This is a genomic window from Fibrella aestuarina BUZ 2 (assembly GCF_000331105.1).
Classification (GTDB): Bacteria; Bacteroidota; Bacteroidia; order Cytophagales; family Spirosomataceae; genus Fibrella; species Fibrella aestuarina.
The window spans coordinates 1,576,600-1,596,756 of the sequence record NC_020054.1; the positions used below are offsets into that span (position 1 = coordinate 1,576,600).

Sequence of the window (20,157 nt, forward strand, 5' to 3'; positions counted from 1 at the left end):
TTCGGCTACGTTCACGCAATGCAGGCGCTATGACTGCCTGAATCCAATCATATTAAGGGATTGAACCAAAAATCTATTCCTTCTATGAAACGAGCGTTACGGATCGTCGGCGTTCTGCTACTTGGATTGATTGTCGTGGCTGGTGCCGGCTTGGCCTACGTAAAGTGGGCACTACCTAATGTGGGGGAAGCTCCCCAGCTGACCATTCAGGCCGATTCGGCGCAGATCGCTCACGGACGCTATCTGGCCAATCACGTGGCTCTTTGCGTAGACTGCCACTCAACCCGCGACTGGACAAAGCTGAACGGTCCCATGGTGGCCGGTACGGAAGGTAAAGGCGGCGAGGGGTTTCTGCGCACGATGGGCTTTCCGGGCAACTTCTACGCCCGCAACATTACCCCGGCTCACCTTGGCGACTGGACCGATGGCGAGCTCTACCGGGCCATCACGACGGGCGTAAGCCGCGACGGCCGGGCGCTGTTCCCGGTGATGCCTTACCTCAACTACGCCCGCATGGACCCCCGCGACATCAAGGCAATTATTGCTTATGTCCGCTCGCTGCAACCCATCAAAAACACGTCGATTCCGGCGCCTGAGGTCGATTTTCCGGTCAATTTTATCCTCAATACCATGCCCAAACCAGCCGAGCCCGGCACCCGTCCCGACCCGTCGGACAAGCTGGCTTACGGCCGTTACCTGACCACCTTCGCTAATTGCTCAGACTGCCACACACCCGTGGATGGGCAGGGACAACCCCTGCCGGGGAAATTTATGGCGGGTGGGCGCGAGTTTCCAATGCCCGGCGGCACGGTGCGATCGGCCAACCTGACCCCCGACCACACCGGCCTGATGCATTACACCGAGGATGCCTTCGTGGCTAAGTTCAAGAGCTACGCCGACCCGGCTACCCAACACGTAGCTGTGGGCGAAGATGGCTACAACTCGATTATGCCCTGGGCTATGTATGCGGGCATGACCGAGTCGGATTTGCGGGCGATTTACACGTACCTGAAGACCCTGACGCCGGTGCCGAATACGGTAACGAAGTTTACGCCTAAAGGCAACGTGCTGGCGGCTCGTTGATACTAAAAAAGTGGTGGGGTACAGGTACGTTAACTGATCAGGCAACGTACCTGTACCCCACCGCTTTTTGGTAGAGATCTTGTACCGTGTCTGACCAGAAGCAACGCAGCAGGCTATTGTAGTTGTTGATCGGGCAAGTAATCGTAGCGGTATAACGCTGGACGATGGAGTTGGTAAATAAGCAAAAAAAGAACGCCCGCCTCTGATACCAGAGGCGGGCGTTCGGCAAGTGATTCAGCGTAGGGGAATACCCTTACATCTTTTTCACGTTAACAGCGTTGAGGCCTTTTTTGCCGTCAACGATGTCGTACGACACCTGATCGTTTTCACGGATCGTCAGGCCGTTCAGGCCAGTGATGTGTACAAAGATGTCTTTTTTCGACTCGTCGTCAACGATGAAGCCGAAGCCTTTGCTTTCGTTAAAGAATTTAACTACTCCTGTTTGCATGATTGTATGAGGTAAAAAACAAAAAAATGAACAAAAACACTCTTCTACAAAAAATGCTAAACAGGGGACTAAAGACGCAAAGCGGGTATTTAGTAAGAACTGCGCGCAATTTGTCAGATAGTGCAACTAATTATCCGAGGTGTTAGGCTCAGAAGGACAGTACTCTAAACGACAATTTGCAAAATAGGTTCTTACAAACCCAATAAATTATACTGGAAGGTCAAAAAATAGTTAAATACACGCTTTTTTAGTGTAAAAAGGGGTTGAAACGCGTCGAAATAGGCCAATGTGGTTCGTTAATTCGTTCCCCAATCTCGGTAACAAGTGAGTTCGACGTTTGGGTGGAATGCCAATTAAACCTTGTGATCGTTGCCGTCTCTAAGGGGTATACAACACGTAACACGCTACGCAACGATGAAAACAAATTGGATTTTTGCCACCCTTTTCGTGCTGCTGGCTACTGCCTCGATGGCTCAGCCCGGCCGGAGGCCCGCCCCCGATTGGGGCAACGATTACCGCGAGGATGTCTTCCGGATCGAGCGCCTCGACCGGATCGTCAATCTGAACGGTGGCCAGAAGCGCGAGCTGTTCCGCATCGAACAGTTCTACGACCGGGAGTTTACTCTGGCCCCGCGCTATCCCGACACCTATCGCCAGCTGATGTGGCGGAAGAGCCAGGATGTGCTCGCGGTGCTGTCGCCGCGCCAACGCGATCGGCTCTTCACGTTCGAGCAGTATCGCCAATATGGCGGCAATCAGTACAACAATGGCTATAATAACGGCTACGGCAATCGGGGCAATGGTCAGCCCGGCTGGGGCCGCCGTTGGTAAAGGCTTTCCGATCAACTCCATTCCTACATGAACGAAGCCCGCCCCAAATGTTGGAGCGGGCTTCGCTGTTACGTACCCAGGCGCAGTAAGCGCCGATGCACAGGCTTAATAGCCGGGGTTCTGTGGGAAACCAGGCGACCCGTCGGCGTTCTTCTCCGTCCGGTCGATCTGCGTCTGCGGAATTGGGCGCAGGTTGTTGGTTTCTTTTACGTTAGCCGCCGCATCCGGGTTGTATCTCTTCACCCGATCGACCAGGTTGCCCCAGCGCTTCAGGTCAAACCAGCGTAGTTGCTCGCCGGCCAGCTCGCGGGCGCGCTCTTCGTAGATCGTTTCCATGGTTACGTCGGCGGCATTGAGTTCCATGGCGGCTTCTTTACCCGGCCAGGCAGCGCGGCGGCGCACCACGTTGAGGGCGGCGGTGGCCTCGGTCGTCTTGTTTTGCTTCAGTTGGGCTTCGGCCAGAATCAGGTACGTTTCGGCGAGGCGGAAGGCCAGAAAATCACGGCTGCCCTGTTCGTAAGTCAGGTCGGGGCGGAGCGGATCGAGAAACTTCTGGAGCGTCGGGAACAGGGCCGCGTTGTAGAGACTCGGCACCAGCACCTGATACGGCTTGGCCGCCCGTTGCGCCACTGTCCACTCCACGCCGGGAATGTAGATGGCCGTGTCGCCCGCTTTCAGCGTAATCTTCGCTTTGCTATTGTCGAAAGAGGTATTCAGGCCGGTGCCTGGGTTGTTGCTCAGCCAGGTGTCTTTAAACGTCTTCTTGTAGCGCGAGTCGTTGGTGCGGTCCTTGAAAACCGTTTCGAGCAGGTACGTGGTCGGGCGCAGGCGCTTGAAGGGGCGGTCATTGGCAATGTCGCGCTTCATACCGGGCTGCACGTCATACTGCATCCCAAAATACAGGTGCAGTTTGTTACCGTCGCCGTTGTTCGTATTGGCCGTGTTGATGTTGGTCAGCGGGTCGGAGGTATACTGGATTGAATAGATCACCTCGTCGTTGATTTCACCGGCACCCTGGGCAAATACGCTGGCAAAGTCGGGCAGCAGTTTGAACCCATAGTTGTTGATCACGCTCTGCGCCAGGGTCGCCGCTTTGGCGTAATCGTCGGCCGCTTTCGCCGATGACGTTGCTTTGGTCAGGTAGACACGGGCCAACAAATGTTCGGCTGCAGCTTTGGTGGCGCGGCCGTAGTCGCTCGACCGGATTTTGTTGTCCAAGTCGGGGATGGCCGCTTCCAGATCCGCCACGATCGCCTTGTACATGTCGGCCTCGGTAGCCCGGGCGATTTTCTTCGTGGGCCCGAGGGTTTCCGTCAGGCGCAGGTCGATACCCCCAAACAGCTGGGTCAGGATGAAATAGTAATGCGCCCGCAGAAATTTCACTTCAGCTACGCGCAGCTTTTTAGTTGCATCCGTAACGCCCGCCGTGGTCGGGGCTCGTTCGACAACCGCGTTGCAGGTGTTGATACCCCGGTATAGCTCTTCCCAGAGCTGCTGGATGATATCATACGAGCTGTTGAGCTGGCTATCGTAGAAGTGGAAGCCTTTGTAGCTACCGTCGGCCCCGGCCTGATAGATGTCGGTGCCATATTCGGTCATAGTCAGGCCGCGTTCGCTGGCGTAGAAGGCCCGTTGCGACGAATAGGCCGCCCGGACGGCATCCTCGAAGCCTTTGGGTGTATTGATGTAGTCATTCCCGATATTGGCAATAACTTTTTCGTCCAGGATATCCTTGCACGACTGGCCCGTGAGGAGCAGGACCGTCAGGCCTAGTACCCGAACACTATTGGTGATGATGTTTGCTTTCATTGGAAAAAGAAGTCTTCGTGTGGGGACGAATCAGAATTTAACGTTCAGGCCAACGGTAGCCACACGGGTAGCCGGCACAAAGCCATTGTCGACTGTACCGTTCGTCGATTCGGGGTCAACCCCGTTGTACTTCGTGCGGTACGTCGAGAAGATGAACGGTTGCTGAATGCTCGAGTATAACCGCAACGACTGAAGGCCTAAGCGCTGTACCAGACCTCCCGACGGGAAAGTATAACCGAAGTTGATGTTCCTCACTTTTACGAACGAGCCGTCGAAGTAGATCAGCGCCGTATTATACAGCGGGAACTCCTGGTTGGCGTTGGGGCGCGGGAACTCGTTGGTCGGGTTGTTGGGCGTCCAGTAGTCGACCTTGATCTGCTGATACCGGCCCGCCAGCGCGTTGTTGTTCTGGTGGAAACCGCTCAGGATGGTCTGACCAATCCGGGCGTAGATAAAGAACGACAGGTCGAAGCCTTTGTAGTTGAAGCGGTTGGTGATACCACCGCTCCAGGTCGGGATATCAGAGCCCAGGAAGGTCCGGTCGTTGGTAACCGAAAACTTACCGTCGCCATCGATATCAGCCAGTTTAACCTGCCCCGGTAGGAAGTTGCCATACGCTTTGGCGGCATCGGCTTCGTTCGACTGCCAGATCCCGATCTTCTTAAAATCGTAGTAGGCCGTGAGGGGTTTGCCAATGAACCACTTGTTGCCGATATCGTCGACGGCCCCGTTATAAAGTGACAGAATAGCTTCGTTGTTCTTCGTAAACTGCAGATCGGTGCTCCATTTGAAGCCGCCCGGTGTATTCACGTTGATGGTCGAGATGCTGATCTCAACGCCCCGGTTGCGGGTCTCGCCGATGTTACGCGTTACAGCGTTGAAGCCCGTAGAGGTCGGCAGCTGATCCGACAGCAGCAGATCGGTGGTGTTGGTCTGGTAGACTTCCAGCGAACCCGACACGCGACCACGCCACAGGCTGAAATCTACCCCGACGTTCGACGAGGTTGAGGTTTCCCATTTCAGGTCGGCGTTGCCAATCGTGTTCGGGCGGTAGCCATAAGCCGGGTTGTTCCCCCAAGCATACACCGTGCGACCCAACAAACCCTGCGTTTGGTAAGGCGCTACACCTTGGTTACCCACGGCACCCCGGCTCACGCGCAGTTTCAGCAGGTCGATCCAGGTGGCGCCTTTCATGAACTCCTCGTTGTTGATGTTCCAGCCCAACGCAATGCCAGGGAAGTTACCATACTTGGTGTTCTCGCCGAACCGGCTCGATCCATCCCGGCGCAGTGTAGCCGTAATCAGGTACTTGTCTTTGTAGTCGTAGTTGATACGGCCCATGTACGAGTTGATCGTCCACTCAACCAGGTTGCTCCCCACGCCCAGCACTGAGCTGGCGTTACCGGCGTTGTAGAACGACTGCGACTCCGCCGGAATACCCTGTACATTGATGTTGTTGGTCTCGAAGTTGTCGCGCTGAATCGACTGGAGCGCCGTGACGTTCAGGTTGTGGCCTTTGCCAAACGTTTTGGTGTAGGTCAGGATGTTTTCGAGCGTGTAGTTGAACCCAAATGAGGTGTTGAACTCACCCTGCGGGTCGCCGCCTTTGCGGGCGTTGGTCTGCGCACCAATGAACCGCCCGTAGCGCTGAAGCGTGAAGTCGGGCCCGAAGTTTACCCGGTATTTCAATCCGTCGAAGATGTTGGCTTCGATGTAGAGGCTGTTATAAATCCGGTATTTCTTACGTTCCTGGATCTGAGCCCCCGGCGCAATCTCTGCCAAGGGATTGGTCAGCAGGGCGTCGTTGGTGGGGAAGAAGATCATGTTGCCGTTGTCGTCGAACGGCCGACCGAGCGGGTTCTGTTGCAGCGTGAAGCTATACGGGTTCAGGCTTTCGCCGTTGCGCAGGCTGTACATCAGGTACGACGATAGCCCCACCCGGAACATTTTGTTGATCTGGTGATCGACGTTGGCGCGCAACGAGTAACGGGTGTAATCGAGGCCCGGGATAATGCCTTTATCCTGGAAATAACCGGCTGAAATGTAGAACTGCGTCTTCTCGTTACCGCCCTGAATACCCAGCGAATGGTTTTGCTGGAACCCCTGCTTCAGAATCAACGACTGGTAATCCGTGTTGCGCCCGGCAGCGATACCGGCGGCCACGTTGGGGTCACCACCCAGTACCGAAATCTTCGCATCGGCAACCGGGTCCGATTGGCCCGTCGGTACGACTTTCCCGTCGGCACCGGTGTATTGCCCCGTTGTGCGGTAGGCTTCGCGGACAAACTCGGTAAACTCAGCCCCGTTGAACAGCTTGATCTTGTCGAGCGCGTCGGTAACACCCACGTAGTTGTCGTAGCTGATCGTGGTCTTGTTGTTGGTGTTGCCGCGTTTGGTCGAAATCAGCACGACGCCGTTGGCACCCCGCGCCCCGTAAATCGCCGTGGCGGTGGCATCTTTCAGGATTTCCATCGAGGCCACATCGTTGGGGTTGAAATCTTCGTACCCCGCCGAGAGTGGAATCCCATCCACCACATAAAGTGGGTCGTTACCGGCGTTGAACGACCGGCGACCACGTACCCGGATGGTGGGCACTGTGCCCGGCCGGCTACCCGACTGCGCTACGTCGACACCCGCCACCCGGCCCTGCAAGGCCTGCCCGAGGTTGGTGATGGGCATCTCGGTAATCTGCTTGGCGCTGACCGACGAGATAGCCCCCGTTGTTTGGCTTTTCTTCTGGGTACCGTAGCCCACCACGATCACCTCCTGCAAGGCGCGCTCGTCGGATTTCAACGTCAGATCGACGGTAGCCCGGTTCCCCACGGCCACTTCCTGCGAGAGAAAACCCAGCGACGAAATGACCAGCGTAGCCTGATCGTTGGGTACGTTGATCCGGTACGTTCCGTTGGCATCGGTCGACGTACCCCGCGAGGTACCTTTCACGGTTACGTTGGCACCCGGCAGCGGCGATTGGTCGTCGCCCGACAGGATCCGGCCGGTCACCGTGCGTTCCTGGGCATAGGCCCGGCTGAATGGGCTGCTCACCAGCCAGAGTAAAACGCACCATACCAGCAGATGTCGGTGGTACTGATGTGTTGAAAACTGCGTAAAAACGTGCTTCATAGGAAATTAGCAATTAGGTTTGGAATAAATGGCACTCGGGTAATTATCAGGTACGTACTCTTGAGTAATACGTTGTTGGTCAGCGGATAGCGTCGTCGCGGTGGGTGGCGTAGGCCTGTTTGTAGTCAAGGCCACGTACCTGCGAGGCCACGTAGCGAATGCCCTGAAACAGATGCTGCACAAACGTGGCTTCGTTGTAATCTTCCTTGGCGTGGCCCAGCGCCGTGCACCAGGTGTAGCCCCCGTCGAAATGGTAATACCAGGCGGCCGGATAGAGCGCGGTGTAGGAGCCCGCTGCGGTTCTGATCTTCTGGGCCTCGGTGGTGTCGAGCGAGGTCAGGTCATGCGCCAATAGGGTCGTTGGCCCCGGCGACATCTCTTTCATGAAATAGCACTCATCTTCCCGCTGCCAGGTTTTGGGCAGGCCGGCCATGCTCGGGTGGCGCGCGTCGATCAGCTGGAGGCGGTACGGTTGCCGCTTTGGGTGCCACAAAAACGACCCACCCAGCATCCGTTTGAACCACACCCAGTTGCGCTCGGTCCCGATCACCGAATGAACGCCTACGAAGCCGCCACCGGCCTCGATGTAGCGCCGGAACGCCAGCCGTTGGTCATCGGTGTCGAAGACGTCGTTGTTGGTGCTGGGGAAGATCAGCAGGGTAAACCGCCGCAGGTTCTGCTCCGTAAACACCGTTGGCTGGTCTGACACCTCAACCGCAAAACCGTGCTCACGACCCAGTTGCTGAAAGCGGGCTACCGCCGTCGGGATGTTATCGTGGACGTAGCCTTTGCCGTTTTTGGTGAATACCAGTACGCGTATCTTCTTCCAGTTTACGCCATCGTCGGCGTGGCTCAGGCGAGCCAATAGGCAGAGGGTTACCAGGAGGGAAAAACGAAACATGGATGGGTTTAGGGAGGATCGGCGCAAGGGCGTTATACTTTCACGTCGGATGCCTGCTTTTGAGCCTTTAGGGCCAGTTCCGTTGCCAGGAAGCAGTGCGCCTGCGTCATGGCGGTTTCGGTTCGGTTCAGCACGTCGTCGATCAACTGCCGCCCGAAGGGTAAATCACCCTGGCTGCAATCCACATAACGTGTCTCTTTCTGATCGACCAGAAACAGGTGCTCGCCATTAGGGCGCCCCGCCACGTCGACATACTTCCGCAGTTCGATGTAGCCATCAGTACCCAGAATCGTCAGGCGGCCATCCCCCCAGGTGCTTAGGCCGTTGGGCGTAAACCAGTCGAGGCGAACGTATCCGGTGCCGCCATTTCCGCGCAGCATCATATCGCCAAAATCCTGGAAATTGGGGTATTGTGGGTGGTTGACGTTACGGACCTGCGAGGCCACGACGCCCGCCTCGGTGGAGCCGGTGAAAAACAAAAACTGCTCGCACTGATGCGCGCCAATGTCGCAGAGGATACCGCCGAACCGTTTTTTATCGAAAAACCAGTCGGGGCGCGGGTTCAGGCCGATGCGGTGTGGCCCCAGCCCGATCGTCTGAATCACCTTGCCGATGGCCCCGGCTTTCACCAACTCGCCCGCCCGCACCGTAGCGCGTACGTCGAAATGTTCGCTATAGCTGATGGAGTAAATGCGCTTGGTTTCTTTCTGCACGCGACGTACCTCCGCCAATTGCTCGAGCGAGGTGATGCCCGGTTTATCTGCCAGGTAATCCTGCCCGGCTTTCATCACCCGAATGCCCAGCGGCGCGCGCTCGTCGGGGATGGCGGCGCTGAGAATGAGTTGAATCTGCGAATTGCCAATCAGTTCGTCTTCCGACTTGGCTACTTTGGCCTGCGGGTATTTTTTGGTATAAGCCGCCAGCAAATCGGGTTCTTTGGCATACACACCCACCAGCTCGCCACCGCCGCGGAGTACGGCCTCGGTCATGCCATAGATGTGCGGGTGATTGAGGCCAATCGCGGCGAACTTGAGGCGTCCGGCCATACCGGTCGTGGGTACAGGCTGAAGCGTTTCATGCCGAACGGGCTGATGGCCAAAAGCAGGGACGTCGAGCGCCGAAAACGCGGTCAATCCCGCTGTCGCAGCGAGCGATTCGCGCAGAAAGCGGCGACGGTTAGCATTTGAGGAGGGCATATAGGTCTAGGTTGTATAGGAAAGTGAGGGAAGCGTAAGCGGCGGAGCCAATTCGGGAAAGAATCGGGGGTTATCTGGCTTTGGCCAGTGCGGGGACAGCGTAGGCGGCCCGTTGGGGACGCGACAGCAGGGCGTTGGCTTCGGGATCGTTTTTGAACTGCTCGCGGGCTGGGTCCCAATACAGCTTGCGCTTCAGCTTCATGGTGGCATGATGAAGCAGACAGGCCGAGCACGACCGATGCCCCACTTCGATCGGGGCAATTGGCGGCTTGCGACTTTGGATGCTTTGCAGCCAGTTACCATGCTGATCGTCGCTGACGGGCAGGTGCACCTCGTTGGGCCCCAGTTTCGACGTCAGGATGCGCGGATCACTCGCATCCAGCGCTTTTGTGTTACCCGCTGCGGCGACGGGATCGCTGGCGGTGGCGGTGTAGTTACCCCGCGTCACGAAAATCCAGCCCTCGGTGCCCTCAAAGCGGATGCCATTGGGTAGTTCGTTGCTGACGACCATGTGTACCCCATTGGCGTAGTTGGCCTCGGTCCGGAAGATGCCGTGAACATCCCACAGCCCACTCGTCGGGAACTGCGCCGTGCCCCAGATTTCGACGGGGCCGGTGCGTTCGGTATCCATGGCCCAGTGGGCCGAGTCGATGTGGTGCGAGCCCCAGCCGGTGATCATGCCGGCGCCAAACTGTTCGCAACGCAGCCAGCCGGGGCGGTCGTAGTCGGCCTGTGGGTGCACCCGTTTTTCGGTATAATACACTTCCGGCGTGGTGCCGAGCCACATGTCGTAGTTCAACGTAGCGGGTATGGGCATCGCCGGTTCTTCGTTCCCTGAGGGGTCGCCGGGCAGGCCTACGTAAACGGTTTTTAACTGACCGATCCGCCCGTTACGGACCAACTCGGCGGCAATCCTGAATTGCGCCCACGACCGCTGTTGGCTGCCGACCTGATAAATTCGGTTGGTCGCCTGCACGGCATTGCTCAAGGCGCGGCCTTCCGAAATGGTTAGCGAGGCGGGTTTCTGCATGTACACATCTTTCCCGGCCTGCACGGCTGCCATTCCGATGGGGGAGTGCCAGTGATCGGGTGTGCTGATGAGCACAGCGTCGATGTCTTTGTTTTGTAGCAGCTCGCGGTAGTCGCCGTAGGTACGTACCCCGTCGTAGGGTTTGCCTTCTTTCTTGCTGTAATACTCGTTGACCAGCTTCTTGGCATCCTGCACGCGGCGGCTATCCACATCGCATACGGCAACGATCCGGGCCGTGTCGTACTTCCAGACGCCGGGCATGTCGTGCCCCCGCGAAATGCGCCCCGTACCGATAGCCCCTATGTTAATGCGATTACTTGGAGCGTTTTTACCAAAGACGGAGGCGGGAACGATCGTCGGAAAGCCCATTAATAACGTACCCGAAGCGGCTGTTTGCGCGGCTTTTTGGAGAAAAAGCCGCCGTGATACCTGTGACTGATTTGGCATACGAGTGCGCTAAAAAGAAAGGTTGGTCAGCAATAGAGTACAAACACAAGATAATTTACTGAAAATTTTGGCTTTTTTTAATTTAGCAGTTCGTCAACGGTCAGGCCTATTTCATTCGATTGCATAAACTACTCAGGGCGGTGGGGGTAATCTGGGGGGGCGGTGCCCTTTACAGTCAAAACAAACGACGTATGAAACACCTGATTCTGCTAGTATCAGTAGCCTTGCTGACAGCCTGCTCTGGTTCCAAACGAGCCACCTCGACGGATGAGAAGGGCTGGCAACGCCTTTTCGATGGCAAAACCCTGACCGGCTGGAAAGTGGCCGAAAATCCGGCTACGTTCAGTGTGCAGGATGGCGCTATTGTGGTGTTCGGCCCGCGGGCGCACCTCTTCTATGATGGTCCGGTTGGCAACCACGACTTCACCAACTTCGAATGGAAGGCCACTGTAAAAACGGCCCCTGGTGCCAACTCAGGTATGTTTATTCACACTACCTACCAGGATAAAGGGTGGCCGGCACAGGGCTACGAAATTCAGGTAAACCAAACCCACTCAGACTGGCGCAAAACGGGTAGCGTGTACTCGTTTCAGGATGTGAAAGAGGTATTCGTGAAAGACGATGAATGGTACACCGAACAGATTACCGTGCAGGGCAAAACCGTCACGGTACGTATCAACGGTAAGGTTATCAACGAGTATACCGAACCCGATAATCTGGACCGCAAAGGTGGCGACGCGCAACACCGCCTCAGCCACGGCACCGTTGCCTTGCAGGGACACGACCCCAAGAGCAAAGTGATGTTCAAAGACATCATGATCCGGCCGTTGTAATCGAATGCAAGACCGCGAAGGGTAACGCAAAGGGCGCCAAGAAATTAACTCTTGGCGCCCTTTGCGTTACCCTTCGCGGTCTTCGCGTCTACCTATACTAATTCTGCCTCGGGCTCGGCTACCGCCGTTACGTCAACGCGTGGCGGTAGCAATTTGTACAGCACTGGCGTCACCACCCGCGAGAGCAACGTACTGGAAACCAGGCCGCCGATGAGCACCCAGGCCAGGGGGCTGTAGAGCGGATTGTTCTCGATAGCGAGCGGAATGAGCCCGCCGATGGCCGTGAGCGAGGTCAGTACAATCGGCACGAAACGAACCTCGCCCGCTTCCTGAATAGCTTCGTCGAGCGGGATGCCCTGCTCGCGTAGCTGATTGGTGAAATCAACCAGCAGAATGGAGTTCTTTACCTCGATGCCGATCAGCGCGATCAGACCGATCACGGCAACGAATGAAAACGGATTGCCCGTCAGCAGCAGCGCGACAATGGCCCCGATAATGCCCAACGGAATCACCGACAGCACAATCAACGAACTTTTGAAGGTGCCGAATTCCAGAATCAGTACGGCCAGAAAACCGAACGCCGTAATCAGGATGATGGTGCCCAGCCCTCCGAACGACTTTTCACGGCTTTCCAACTCCCCGGCCGCTTTATACGTGAACCCCTTGGGGAACGTCATTTTGCCCAGTTTGGCCAGCACGTCGGTGAAGACGTTGTCGACTAGATAACCCGTTTTGACGAAGCCCGTAATGGTCACGTAGCGGTCTTTGTCATAATGCAAAATCTGGTTGGTGCCCGATTCGAACTGCAAATCGGCGATCTGCCGCAGCGGTACGGCGCTCCCGGTCAGGCTGTTGATGTAGAGGTTACTCAGCGCGCTTTGGTCGGTCGAAGCACCCTTGGGCAGCGTGACGTTGATGGTGTAATCGTCCGAAGTTTCGGGGTCTTTGAACGTACCCACGTTGAGCCCCGCTACCGCCAGCCGGATGGTGCGGTTTACGTCGGCAATAGACAGGCCCAGTAGGCCCGCTTTCTCTTTGTTGATCTTCACGCGCAGGTCGGTGCGGCGCGTTGCCAGCGGGTTGTTTACGTACAGCAAACCCGGCGTCTGGCGGAAAACGGCCTCGACCCGCGCAGCCTGGGTACGTAGCGAATCGAGGTTTTCGCCGAAAACGCGCACCGCCACCGGCGCCTCCTGGGCGGGCCCCTGCTCAAAATCTTTCACCTCGATTTTGGCGTTAGGATAGCTGGCCAGTCGCTCACGCAGTCGGTCGATGATCACCCGCTTCTGGTCGGGGCGCGTGTCGGGCTGAAGCTGCACCAGCACCTGCGCAAAGTTGGGCGACTCGCTCCGTTGCACGATGTTGTAATAGATGCGCGGATTGCCCTTGCCCACATTGCTGGTGAAATACTGGATCGTCGGCTCGCGCTTCAGCACGCTTTCGACAAAGCGCGTGACCGTGTTGGTTTCCGACAGGTTGCTGCCGTCGCCGGTTTCAATATTGACCAGAAACTGCGGTTTTTCGGAGGCTGGAAAGAGCGCAAACCCAACTTGTTTGAACAGCGACAGCGACCCGATGAATAAGGCAACGGCCGTCAGCAGCGTCAGCACCGGATGGCGCAGGCCCCACACCAGCAGCTTGCTGTACGACGCGCCGATTACCCGCTTCAGACCCCGCAGAAACCAGTTGCCTTCGGGGTTGTGGTTGTGGCTCAGCAGGCGGCTGCTTAGGAACGGGACGATCGTGAGCGACACCACCATCGAGGCCAACACCGTCGTCACCACGGCCATCGGCAGCGACCGGATGAAATCGCCGGAGCCTTCGGGCAAAAAGATGAGTGGCAAAAAGGCCAGCACCAGCGTGGTCGTGCAACCGATTACGGCGGTGGTAATCTGGCTGGTAGCCTGAATGGCGGCGTCGCGTTTGCTGTAGCCTTCGCGCAGGTACCGCTCGATGTTTTCGACCACCACAATGCTGTCGTCGACCAGAATACCCAGCGCCACGATGAACCCGACAATGCTCAACTGGTTAATGCTGAAACCAAAGGCACCGAGCAACGCCAGCCCGATGGCCAGCGACAGCGGAATGGAAATCATGACGACGGAAGCCGCCCGGAACCCCAAGGGTAGCAGCGTGATCGACACCAGCAGAATGGCGATGCCGAAATCCTTGGCAAAGCGCGAGAGTCGCTTGCTCACGCTCGCCGCCTGATCGAAGTTTTTGGTCAGGACGATGTGCGACGGCAACGTTTTGGCAAACTCGCTGATCACGGGCCGAAGCTGTTGCCCTACTTTCTCGATGTTGGCGCCCGTTTTCTGAGCCGCCGTAACGAGCACCGCCCGGTGGCCGTTCAGGCGCGTCAGGTACGTTGCTTCTTCGTAATTGAGCGCAACGTCGGCGATGTCGCGGAGGTAGATGGTTTTCTGTCCATTGGTCGAAACGATGGTATTCCGAATGTCGTCGAGCGATTGGTAATCGCCGCTGGTTTTGACGTTGAACTTGCGCGTACCGGCCAGCAGGCTACCCGCCGGAATGTTCAGGTTTTCGGCCTGAAGTGCGCCCAACACTCGGTTAACGGCGATGCCCGCCTGCGCCATCTTCTCAATGTTAAGCGACACCCGCACGGTGGTCTTTGGGAAGCCCCAACTCGCTACGTTTTTCAGCGTCTTTACCTTTTCCAGCTGTTCGCGTAGGCGGTCTGCCTGCTCGCCCAACTCCTTGTCGGTGGCTACTTCCGACTGCAACGCCACTTGTACGATGCTGACGTCGGTGGGTGAAAACTTCCGGATTTCGATGCGGAAAATGTCGGCGGGTAGTTCGGCGCGCAGGGCGTTGACTTCGCGCACCATTTCCTGGTACTTCTCATCGGGATCCTGGCTGTATTCATATTCGACCCGCGCCACTACCAGCCCGTCTTCGATGCTGGTAATGACGTGATCCATGTTGTCGAGGGCGTTGAATCGGGCCTCTACGGGGTCGGCTACGAGTTCTTCCATATCCTCAGCGTCGGTGCCGGGATACACGAAAATGACGGCAAATTGCGGGGCCGTAAACTCGGGGTCCTCGCCCCGCGGCATATTCACCAATGCGTTGATGCCAAGTGCAAACACGGCGATGAACAGCACCAGCATAAACTGCCAGTTCTTGACGGAAAATTGAGCTAAGTTCATGGTGTATGTAGCGCCGAGGCGGCGCGTTTACCTATTTTACAGCCACGCGCGAATCTTCGGTCAGGAAAGCTGAACCGCTTGTAACTACTTGGTTTACGGATTGTAATCCCCCCGTCAGTAAGACCTTAGTGCCGCTGATGTAGCCGATCTGAATTGGTTGCTTACGCACCCGCTGTGGGCCTGTTGCGGCCTGACGGGTTGCCAGCACGTATACGAATCCGTCTTTGCCATTGCCCTCCACGATCGCTTCGATCGGCACCATCGCGTAGGTACGTCGTTGGGTGGGGGTAAGGGTCGCCTTGGCGAACAGCCCCGGCGCTAATCTGGCACCGGCCGGGTTCAGCCGAATCTCGACCTCATAGAGTTTGTTCATGGGGTCAGCGGCCTGCCCCAGTTCGGTGATCGTGCCCGAAAAGGACCGGTCAGGATAGGCGTCGAGCGCTATGGTTGCCCGATCGCCGAGCTTGAGCCGGGCCCAGTCTTTGTCAGCCACGCCCACGCGCACTACCCAATCGTTGCGGCGGTTACCCGATAGCAGGTATACGCCTGCACCGGCAGCGACAAACTCACCTTCGTTAACCAGTTTACGCGTGACGGTGCCATCCACCGACGCCCGAATCTGGGCATACCCCCGGTTGAATTGCGCAATCGTCAGGTTCTGCCGCGCTACGTTGCTGCCCGTCGTGGCGTTCTGGAGCTGTTCGAGCGTGGCGGCGGTGTCGGCGTACAGCTTTTTAACGCGTGCTAGATCGCGCTCGGCTTTTTCCTGCCCCAGTTGAGCCTGCGATACCTGCGCATCGATTTCGGTCAGATTGAGCGTAGCGAGCAGTTGGCCTTTCCGTACGGTCTGCCCTTCGTCGACGTAGAGTTTGTTGACGATGCCGCCAATCTTGAACGAGAGCCGCGCCTCTTCCGACGATGACACCAGCCCGGAGGCGACCACCGGTTCGGCCCGTTCAACCTGCTCGACTGCCGCCAGCCGAACGGGAATGATCGTGGCGTCGGTTACCGAGTCGGCTGCGGCGGTTTCCGTTGCCTGTTCGGTCTTGCTGTGGCAGCCCCATACGGTAGCGAGCGCAACCAGCGCAATGAGTAAATAAGTCGGTTTCATGTGTATGATGGTTGTTAGAGAACTGCTGTCCAGAAGGCGCAGATGCTGAGAATCAGACACAGCGGAATGTAGAAGGCCGTGTCGAGGCGGGCGAATGCGGTTTCGGTCGTGGTTTTGAAGAAGCCGACGTACCTGAAATCGCCAACGACGCGCAGGAAGAAAATACCCCCCACGCCAAGCAGACCATACTGGGTGAGCCAACTAGGCAACGTACCTGGCAACCAGCCGATTCGGTACAGATGCAAGACGGCCATCGCGGCGAGCCCCGCCGCCACAAGCAGCGTCAACCCCCGGCCTGGCTGGAACGCTTTCTGCCCGGCGCGGTCAGGTCGTTCGGGGAGGGCCGCGGACAGGCCCCAGGTGCCGCCGAACGCCCAGTAGACGTGGATGCCACTGATCAGCAGCAGCAGGGCGGTATTGAGTAGCGCAGGGAGCATAGTCAGGGCGTTGGTTGGGGAACTGCCGTGACTCGATCGAGCGCGGCGCGTTTGGCGAGTACCTCTTCGCGGGCAAGCGACTGCTGAAGCTGAGCCGTCAGGCGGTCGTTTTGCACACGCAACAGTTCGATGAGCAGTGCCTGCCCATTGCGGTATTTGCTGTCGATAATACGGAAGGTCTGCTCAGCGTTGGTGAGGCCAGCTTGCGTAGCGGTGAGGCTTTGGTTGGCAGCGTCGAGTTCATAATAGGCCTGCAACACCTGTAGCTGAATCTGCCGCTCAACCTCGTTGATCCGATTTTGTACTGATTCCGCCTGAATTTTGGCCTGCTGAATCTTCGACCGTTTTTCGTAGCCCTTAAACAGATCCCATTGCAATCCAAGCTGCAACAGGGCGTACCCCTGGTTGCTGAACGTATAGCCAAATCCCTGAAAACCAGCGTTACCGCCCACATATAGATTCGGAATCATGGCGTTGGCTTCGTTGAGCTTGATGGCCAGCTGCGCGGCTTTCAGCGACTGCCCCAATTGCGTCAGCTCCTGCCGACTTTGTACGGCTGCCTGTTGCAGGTTGGGCAGCGCGTCTTCGCCTAGTGGCGTGGTTCGGGCCAGTGTCGAATCAATGGCGACGGGGGCAGTCAGGTCGCGGTTGAGCAGAAAGTTGAAGTAAGCCCTTGCCGTGGCCTGATTCTTATCCGCCGTCACCAGCTGCTGATCAATCTTGCTGAGTTCGTAGCGGGCCTGTGTCACCACTTCTTTGGTCGCCACGTTGTTGCTCACCAGCTTTTCGTTCAGGCGCACCAACTCTCGCAAGGTGTTGCGGGCATTGTCGAATATCCGGCGGGCATCGAGCGTTTGCAGGTACTGGTAATAAGCCGTCTGGATACTGTAGCGAATTTCGTTTTCGACCACTCGCTGACGAGCCTGTTGTGCAGAGAGTAAACTTTTCTGAATCAGGTAGTTGTATTGAAGGTCGGTGTTGTACAGCGCATACTGCATGCTGACCTTTGTATCGTGAAAATTGTTGGGAGCCAGTTGCTCGTTGACGTTAGCGATGTTGGTGGGAAAGCGGTCCTGCCCCGTTAGTTTGTTGAGGGTACCGTAGACCGGATTGAGCAGATCGCCCACCGGAAACTGAAGCCGCCGCCCGCCCGCCGCCAGCGAATAGGTTGGGTTGAACGCCACCCGCGGATAGAACAGAGCCTTCGCCTGCACCAGCGACTCGGCCACACGCCGAATCTCGTAGCCTTCCTGTTTTAAGGTCAGGTTATTGCGCAACCCCTCCTGAACGTAGCCGTCGAGTAGCGACGACGTACCCGGCGGGGCCGGTTGCGCCCAGCTAGCCGAATGGCAAACCAACAGGAAGAATATGTGGTAAAAGACCTTCTTCATAATCAGTGCATAGTTTATGAACAGTGTTTAGTAAATGGGTGTAGTCTAGTCTATCGCTGCCTTCCGAGGCTCATTCGGAATGCACCAATGCGTTTATAAACCTTTACGCAGGGTGTTACAGAACAGCGTGAAGGCCTGCTGCATCAGCTCGGCACGGCGCTCATCGGTGAACATATTGAGGCGTTTTCGAACAAAGAGGGCCGTATAACCGTGAATCGTACTCCAGATCATCATAGCGGCTACTTCGGGATCCTGCGGTTGAAACACGCCTGCGCTAATACACTCCTGCACGACCTGCACGAGCATGCTGAACGCAATGCGCCCCTCCGACCAGATTTCTTCCCGGCATTCAAGGGTTTCCATCGGAGCCGTTATAATGAACATCACATCGAACAATTCCGGGTTTTCGATTGCAAAATGGGTGTACTGTTTTCCCATCGCGATCAGTTTTTCAAATGGATCGGTAATGATCAGTATGGCCCGAAACTCATTCATCAGCTTGGCAAACGCCTGCTGATGAACGGCGTAGATCACTTCACTCTTATCTTTGAAATACAGGTAGATAGTAGCCGGGCTGTATTCAATCTCGTCGGCAATGGCCCGGATGCTGAGCTTCTCGTAGCCGTTCTGCACATATAGATGTTGGGCCGCGTCGATGATTCGCCGCCGCATTTCTTCTTTCTCCCGCTCTTTCCGTTCTACGATACCCATACCAGTCAATTAACGGCTCAAACATAATGAACACTGTTCAGTGAATCAAAATCGGGCTGCTGTTTTTTTGTGAACGGTAGTTCTGAGCGAGGAACGGTAGTTGCTTTTGTGCCAATGGGGATTGTCGTCCACAAACGGAGGTAATCCGGACCGATCACTCACGATGGATTAATCTTTTGCCGTACTTCGTTGTCAAAGTAGTGTGAATACCAAACAAATGAAATCGTTTCTGCTGGTTGCCTTGATAGGATTCGGCCTGCTGGGTACGTTCCCAACGGCCGTGGCCCAACGACCCAACGCCGGCTATACGCTTGGCGATATTGTAGCGCCTTTTTCGCTCAAAAACGTGGATAACCGCACCATCAGCCTGTCTGATTATCAGGGCCAGCGGGGGCTGATTGTGATTTTTACGAGCAACCACTGCCCGTTCTCAAAGGCATACGAAGACCGTATTCTGGCGCTCGATCGCAAGTTTAGTGCGCAGGGCTTTCCGGTCATTGCGGTGCTGTCGAACAACGCGGCGATCTATGAAGACGATACGTTTGAGCGAATGCAGGCCCGCGCCCGTGAAAAAGGCTACACGTTCCCGTACCTGCAGGATGCTACGCAAGCCGTAGCCCACTCGTTTGGGGCAAACCGCACGCCGCAGGTATACGTGCTAAAACGCAACGGTGGTGCCGACGCAACCGCCCGCTTCACGGTAGAGTACATTGGTAGCATCGACGACAGCCCACAGGACCCCGCCGGGGTGCAACGTCAGTATGTCGACGAAGCCGTGACTAATCTGCTGGTTGGTCGGCCGGTGGTGACACCATTGACCAAAGCGGTTGGCTGCGCGATCAAGTAAGCGAATGGAGTAGAAAACCAGGGCCAATGGCTGGCGAACTCTGCGCGGATAAAGGCGTGGAGCAACGCCAGCCGTTGGCCCTGGTTTATTAGGGCTTGTGTGGATATGGCACGGCCTTTGCCAATCACTTTGCCAACAAACCAATTCTTTACACAATCATGATTACAAAACCACGTTCATTCGCTTACCTGTTTAGTGTTGGCCTGCTGGCAACGTCAATGACCTTGTTTCAGGCGTGTAGCTCAGATGGTAAGAAGGAATCGCGCACCGAAGATGCCATGGAGCAAACCGGCGATGCCATGAAAGCGGATGCCAAAGATGCTACTGCTGAAGCTCGTCAGGATGCCGCCGAGGCAGGCGACAAGATGGAGGCCGCTGGCGATGAGGCCGCTGCTGATTTCAAACGCGAACGCGATGAAGCCGTGGCCGATATGAAGCGCCAGCGCGATAAACTGGACACCCGCATTGATGAAATGCAGGCCGATATCAAGCGGCAGGGTGCTAAAGCAAAGGCCGAATCGAAAGAGCAACTGGCTAAGCTGGAAGCCGAGCGCAAAGAATTGGGCAATGACATCGACAAAGCCCAGAACGCAACCGAAGCAGCCTGGAAAGACATCAAAGCTGGTTTTAAATCGGCAGGCCGGTCAATCGGTAACGCGTTTGACAAGGCAGAAGATAAGGTTGATCCCGACGGGAAAGACGACTAATCCGCCCCACCGTAACTTGTAAGTGAAAGGAGTCGAGCCTGACTGATTTATCAGTTAAGCTCGACTCCTTTTCATTTGTTAA

General features: G+C 56.5%; 16 protein-coding genes. 5 read left to right on the forward strand and 11 right to left on the reverse strand.

Annotated elements, in window-relative coordinates; all coding sequences use genetic code 11:
* Positions 1 to 84: 84 nt before the first annotated feature.
* Positions 85 to 1,083, forward strand: coding sequence for a c-type cytochrome (locus tag FAES_RS06390; protein WP_015330381.1), 999 nt, complete (start codon positions 85 to 87; stop codon positions 1,081 to 1,083).
* A 253-nt stretch (positions 1,084 to 1,336) separates the two neighbouring features.
* Here the strand turns inward: FAES_RS06390 and FAES_RS06395 are convergent, their stop codons facing one another.
* Positions 1,337 to 1,531, reverse strand: coding sequence for a cold-shock protein (locus tag FAES_RS06395; RefSeq protein WP_015330383.1), 195 nt, complete (start codon positions 1,529 to 1,531; stop codon positions 1,337 to 1,339).
* A 414-nt stretch (positions 1,532 to 1,945) separates the two neighbouring features.
* On the opposite strand from FAES_RS06395, the gene FAES_RS06400 reads away from it, so the two are divergent.
* A complete protein-coding gene (locus tag FAES_RS06400) occupies positions 1,946 to 2,362 on the forward strand; it encodes a hypothetical protein (protein WP_015330385.1) in 417 nt (138 codons plus the stop codon).
* Positions 2,363 to 2,467: 105 nt separating this feature from the next.
* Here the strand turns inward: FAES_RS06400 and FAES_RS06405 are convergent, their stop codons facing one another.
* From FAES_RS06405 to FAES_RS06425, 5 genes are all read right to left on the reverse strand, one after another.
* Positions 2,468 to 4,171, reverse strand: a complete 1,704-nt coding sequence (locus FAES_RS06405) for a RagB/SusD family nutrient uptake outer membrane protein (protein WP_015330386.1) — start codon at positions 4,169 to 4,171, stop codon at positions 2,468 to 2,470.
* Positions 4,172 to 4,201: 30 nt separating this feature from the next.
* Positions 4,202 to 7,294 carry a SusC/RagA family TonB-linked outer membrane protein gene (locus FAES_RS06410; RefSeq protein WP_015330387.1) on the reverse strand — a complete coding sequence of 1,031 codons (3,093 nt, stop codon included), beginning with the start codon at positions 7,292 to 7,294 and terminating at the stop codon, positions 4,202 to 4,204.
* Positions 7,295 to 7,373: 79 nt separating this feature from the next.
* Positions 7,374 to 8,195, reverse strand: coding sequence for a ThuA domain-containing protein (locus FAES_RS06415; RefSeq protein WP_015330388.1), 822 nt, complete (start codon positions 8,193 to 8,195; stop codon positions 7,374 to 7,376).
* A gap of 32 nt (positions 8,196 to 8,227) precedes the next feature.
* Positions 8,228 to 9,391: a Gfo/Idh/MocA family protein gene (locus FAES_RS06420; RefSeq protein WP_015330389.1), complete on the reverse strand. Its 1,164-nt coding sequence runs from the start codon at positions 9,389 to 9,391 to the stop codon at positions 8,228 to 8,230.
* 70 nt (positions 9,392 to 9,461) lie between these two features.
* Positions 9,462 to 10,868 (reverse strand): Gfo/Idh/MocA family protein, encoded by a 1,407-nt coding sequence (locus FAES_RS06425; RefSeq protein WP_041257606.1) that lies wholly within the window; start codon positions 10,866 to 10,868, stop codon positions 9,462 to 9,464.
* Between the two features lie 191 nt (positions 10,869 to 11,059).
* On the opposite strand from FAES_RS06425, the gene FAES_RS06430 reads away from it, so the two are divergent.
* The gene (locus tag FAES_RS06430; RefSeq protein ID WP_015330391.1) at positions 11,060 to 11,701 is read left to right on the forward strand and encodes a 3-keto-disaccharide hydrolase; all 642 of its coding nucleotides are present in this window, start codon (positions 11,060 to 11,062) and stop codon (positions 11,699 to 11,701) included.
* 92 nt (positions 11,702 to 11,793) lie between these two features.
* Here the strand turns inward: FAES_RS06430 and FAES_RS06435 are convergent, their stop codons facing one another.
* The 5 genes from FAES_RS06435 to FAES_RS06455 all read right to left on the reverse strand — a co-directional run bounded on the left by FAES_RS06435 (position 11,794) and on the right by FAES_RS06455 (position 18,521).
* Positions 11,794 to 14,871, reverse strand: a complete 3,078-nt coding sequence (locus FAES_RS06435; protein ID WP_015330392.1) for an efflux RND transporter permease subunit — start codon at positions 14,869 to 14,871, stop codon at positions 11,794 to 11,796.
* Positions 14,872 to 14,902: 31 nt separating this feature from the next.
* On the reverse strand, positions 14,903 to 15,982 hold the full coding sequence (locus FAES_RS06440) for an efflux RND transporter periplasmic adaptor subunit (protein WP_015330393.1): 1,080 nt from the start codon (positions 15,980 to 15,982) through the stop codon (positions 14,903 to 14,905).
* 14 nt (positions 15,983 to 15,996) lie between these two features.
* The gene (locus FAES_RS06445) at positions 15,997 to 16,419 is read right to left on the reverse strand and encodes a DUF3995 domain-containing protein (RefSeq protein WP_015330394.1); all 423 of its coding nucleotides are present in this window, start codon (positions 16,417 to 16,419) and stop codon (positions 15,997 to 15,999) included.
* Between the two features lie 2 nt (positions 16,420 to 16,421).
* Positions 16,422 to 17,810 carry a TolC family protein gene (locus tag FAES_RS06450; RefSeq protein ID WP_015330395.1) on the reverse strand — a complete coding sequence of 463 codons (1,389 nt, stop codon included), beginning with the start codon at positions 17,808 to 17,810 and terminating at the stop codon, positions 16,422 to 16,424.
* Positions 17,811 to 17,903: 93 nt separating this feature from the next.
* On the reverse strand, positions 17,904 to 18,521 hold the full coding sequence (locus FAES_RS06455) for a TetR/AcrR family transcriptional regulator (RefSeq protein WP_015330396.1): 618 nt from the start codon (positions 18,519 to 18,521) through the stop codon (positions 17,904 to 17,906).
* 217 nt (positions 18,522 to 18,738) lie between these two features.
* Between FAES_RS06455 and FAES_RS06460 the strand changes: the two genes are divergently transcribed.
* Together FAES_RS06460 and FAES_RS06465 are read left to right on the forward strand one after the other, a co-directional pair.
* On the forward strand, positions 18,739 to 19,368 hold the full coding sequence (locus FAES_RS06460) for a thioredoxin family protein (RefSeq protein WP_015330397.1): 630 nt from the start codon (positions 18,739 to 18,741) through the stop codon (positions 19,366 to 19,368).
* A 158-nt stretch (positions 19,369 to 19,526) separates the two neighbouring features.
* Complete coding sequence (locus FAES_RS06465; protein ID WP_015330398.1) at positions 19,527 to 20,075, forward strand: sll1863 family stress response protein; 549 nt, start codon at positions 19,527 to 19,529, stop codon at positions 20,073 to 20,075.
* Positions 20,076 to 20,157 lie beyond the last annotated feature (82 nt).

Bases quoted from the DNA above. Each gene is read 5' to 3' on its own strand.
- FAES_RS06390 (WP_015330381.1), top strand. From the start codon at position 85: ATGAAACGAGCGTTACGGATCGTCGGCGTTCTGCTACTTGGATTGATT.
- FAES_RS06395 (WP_015330383.1), bottom strand. From the start codon at position 1,531: ATGCAAACAGGAGTAGTTAAATTCTTTAACGAAAGCAAAGGCTTCGGC.
- FAES_RS06400 (WP_015330385.1), top strand. From the start codon at position 1,946: ATGAAAACAAATTGGATTTTTGCCACCCTTTTCGTGCTGCTGGCTACT.
- FAES_RS06405 (WP_015330386.1), bottom strand. From the start codon at position 4,171: ATGAAAGCAAACATCATCACCAATAGTGTTCGGGTACTAGGCCTGACG.
- FAES_RS06410 (WP_015330387.1), bottom strand. From the start codon at position 7,294: ATGAAGCACGTTTTTACGCAGTTTTCAACACATCAGTACCACCGACAT.
- FAES_RS06415 (WP_015330388.1), bottom strand. From the start codon at position 8,195: ATGTTTCGTTTTTCCCTCCTGGTAACCCTCTGCCTATTGGCTCGCCTG.
- FAES_RS06420 (WP_015330389.1), bottom strand. From the start codon at position 9,391: ATGCCCTCCTCAAATGCTAACCGTCGCCGCTTTCTGCGCGAATCGCTC.
- FAES_RS06425 (WP_041257606.1), bottom strand. From the start codon at position 10,868: ATGCCAAATCAGTCACAGGTATCACGGCGGCTTTTTCTCCAAAAAGCC.
- FAES_RS06430 (WP_015330391.1), top strand. From the start codon at position 11,060: ATGAAACACCTGATTCTGCTAGTATCAGTAGCCTTGCTGACAGCCTGC.
- FAES_RS06435 (WP_015330392.1), bottom strand. From the start codon at position 14,871: ATGAACTTAGCTCAATTTTCCGTCAAGAACTGGCAGTTTATGCTGGTG.
- FAES_RS06440 (WP_015330393.1), bottom strand. From the start codon at position 15,982: ATGAAACCGACTTATTTACTCATTGCGCTGGTTGCGCTCGCTACCGTA.
- FAES_RS06445 (WP_015330394.1), bottom strand. From the start codon at position 16,419: ATGCTCCCTGCGCTACTCAATACCGCCCTGCTGCTGCTGATCAGTGGC.
- FAES_RS06450 (WP_015330395.1), bottom strand. From the start codon at position 17,810: ATGAAGAAGGTCTTTTACCACATATTCTTCCTGTTGGTTTGCCATTCG.
- FAES_RS06455 (WP_015330396.1), bottom strand. From the start codon at position 18,521: ATGGGTATCGTAGAACGGAAAGAGCGGGAGAAAGAAGAAATGCGGCGG.
- FAES_RS06460 (WP_015330397.1), top strand. From the start codon at position 18,739: ATGAAATCGTTTCTGCTGGTTGCCTTGATAGGATTCGGCCTGCTGGGT.
- FAES_RS06465 (WP_015330398.1), top strand. From the start codon at position 19,527: ATGATTACAAAACCACGTTCATTCGCTTACCTGTTTAGTGTTGGCCTG.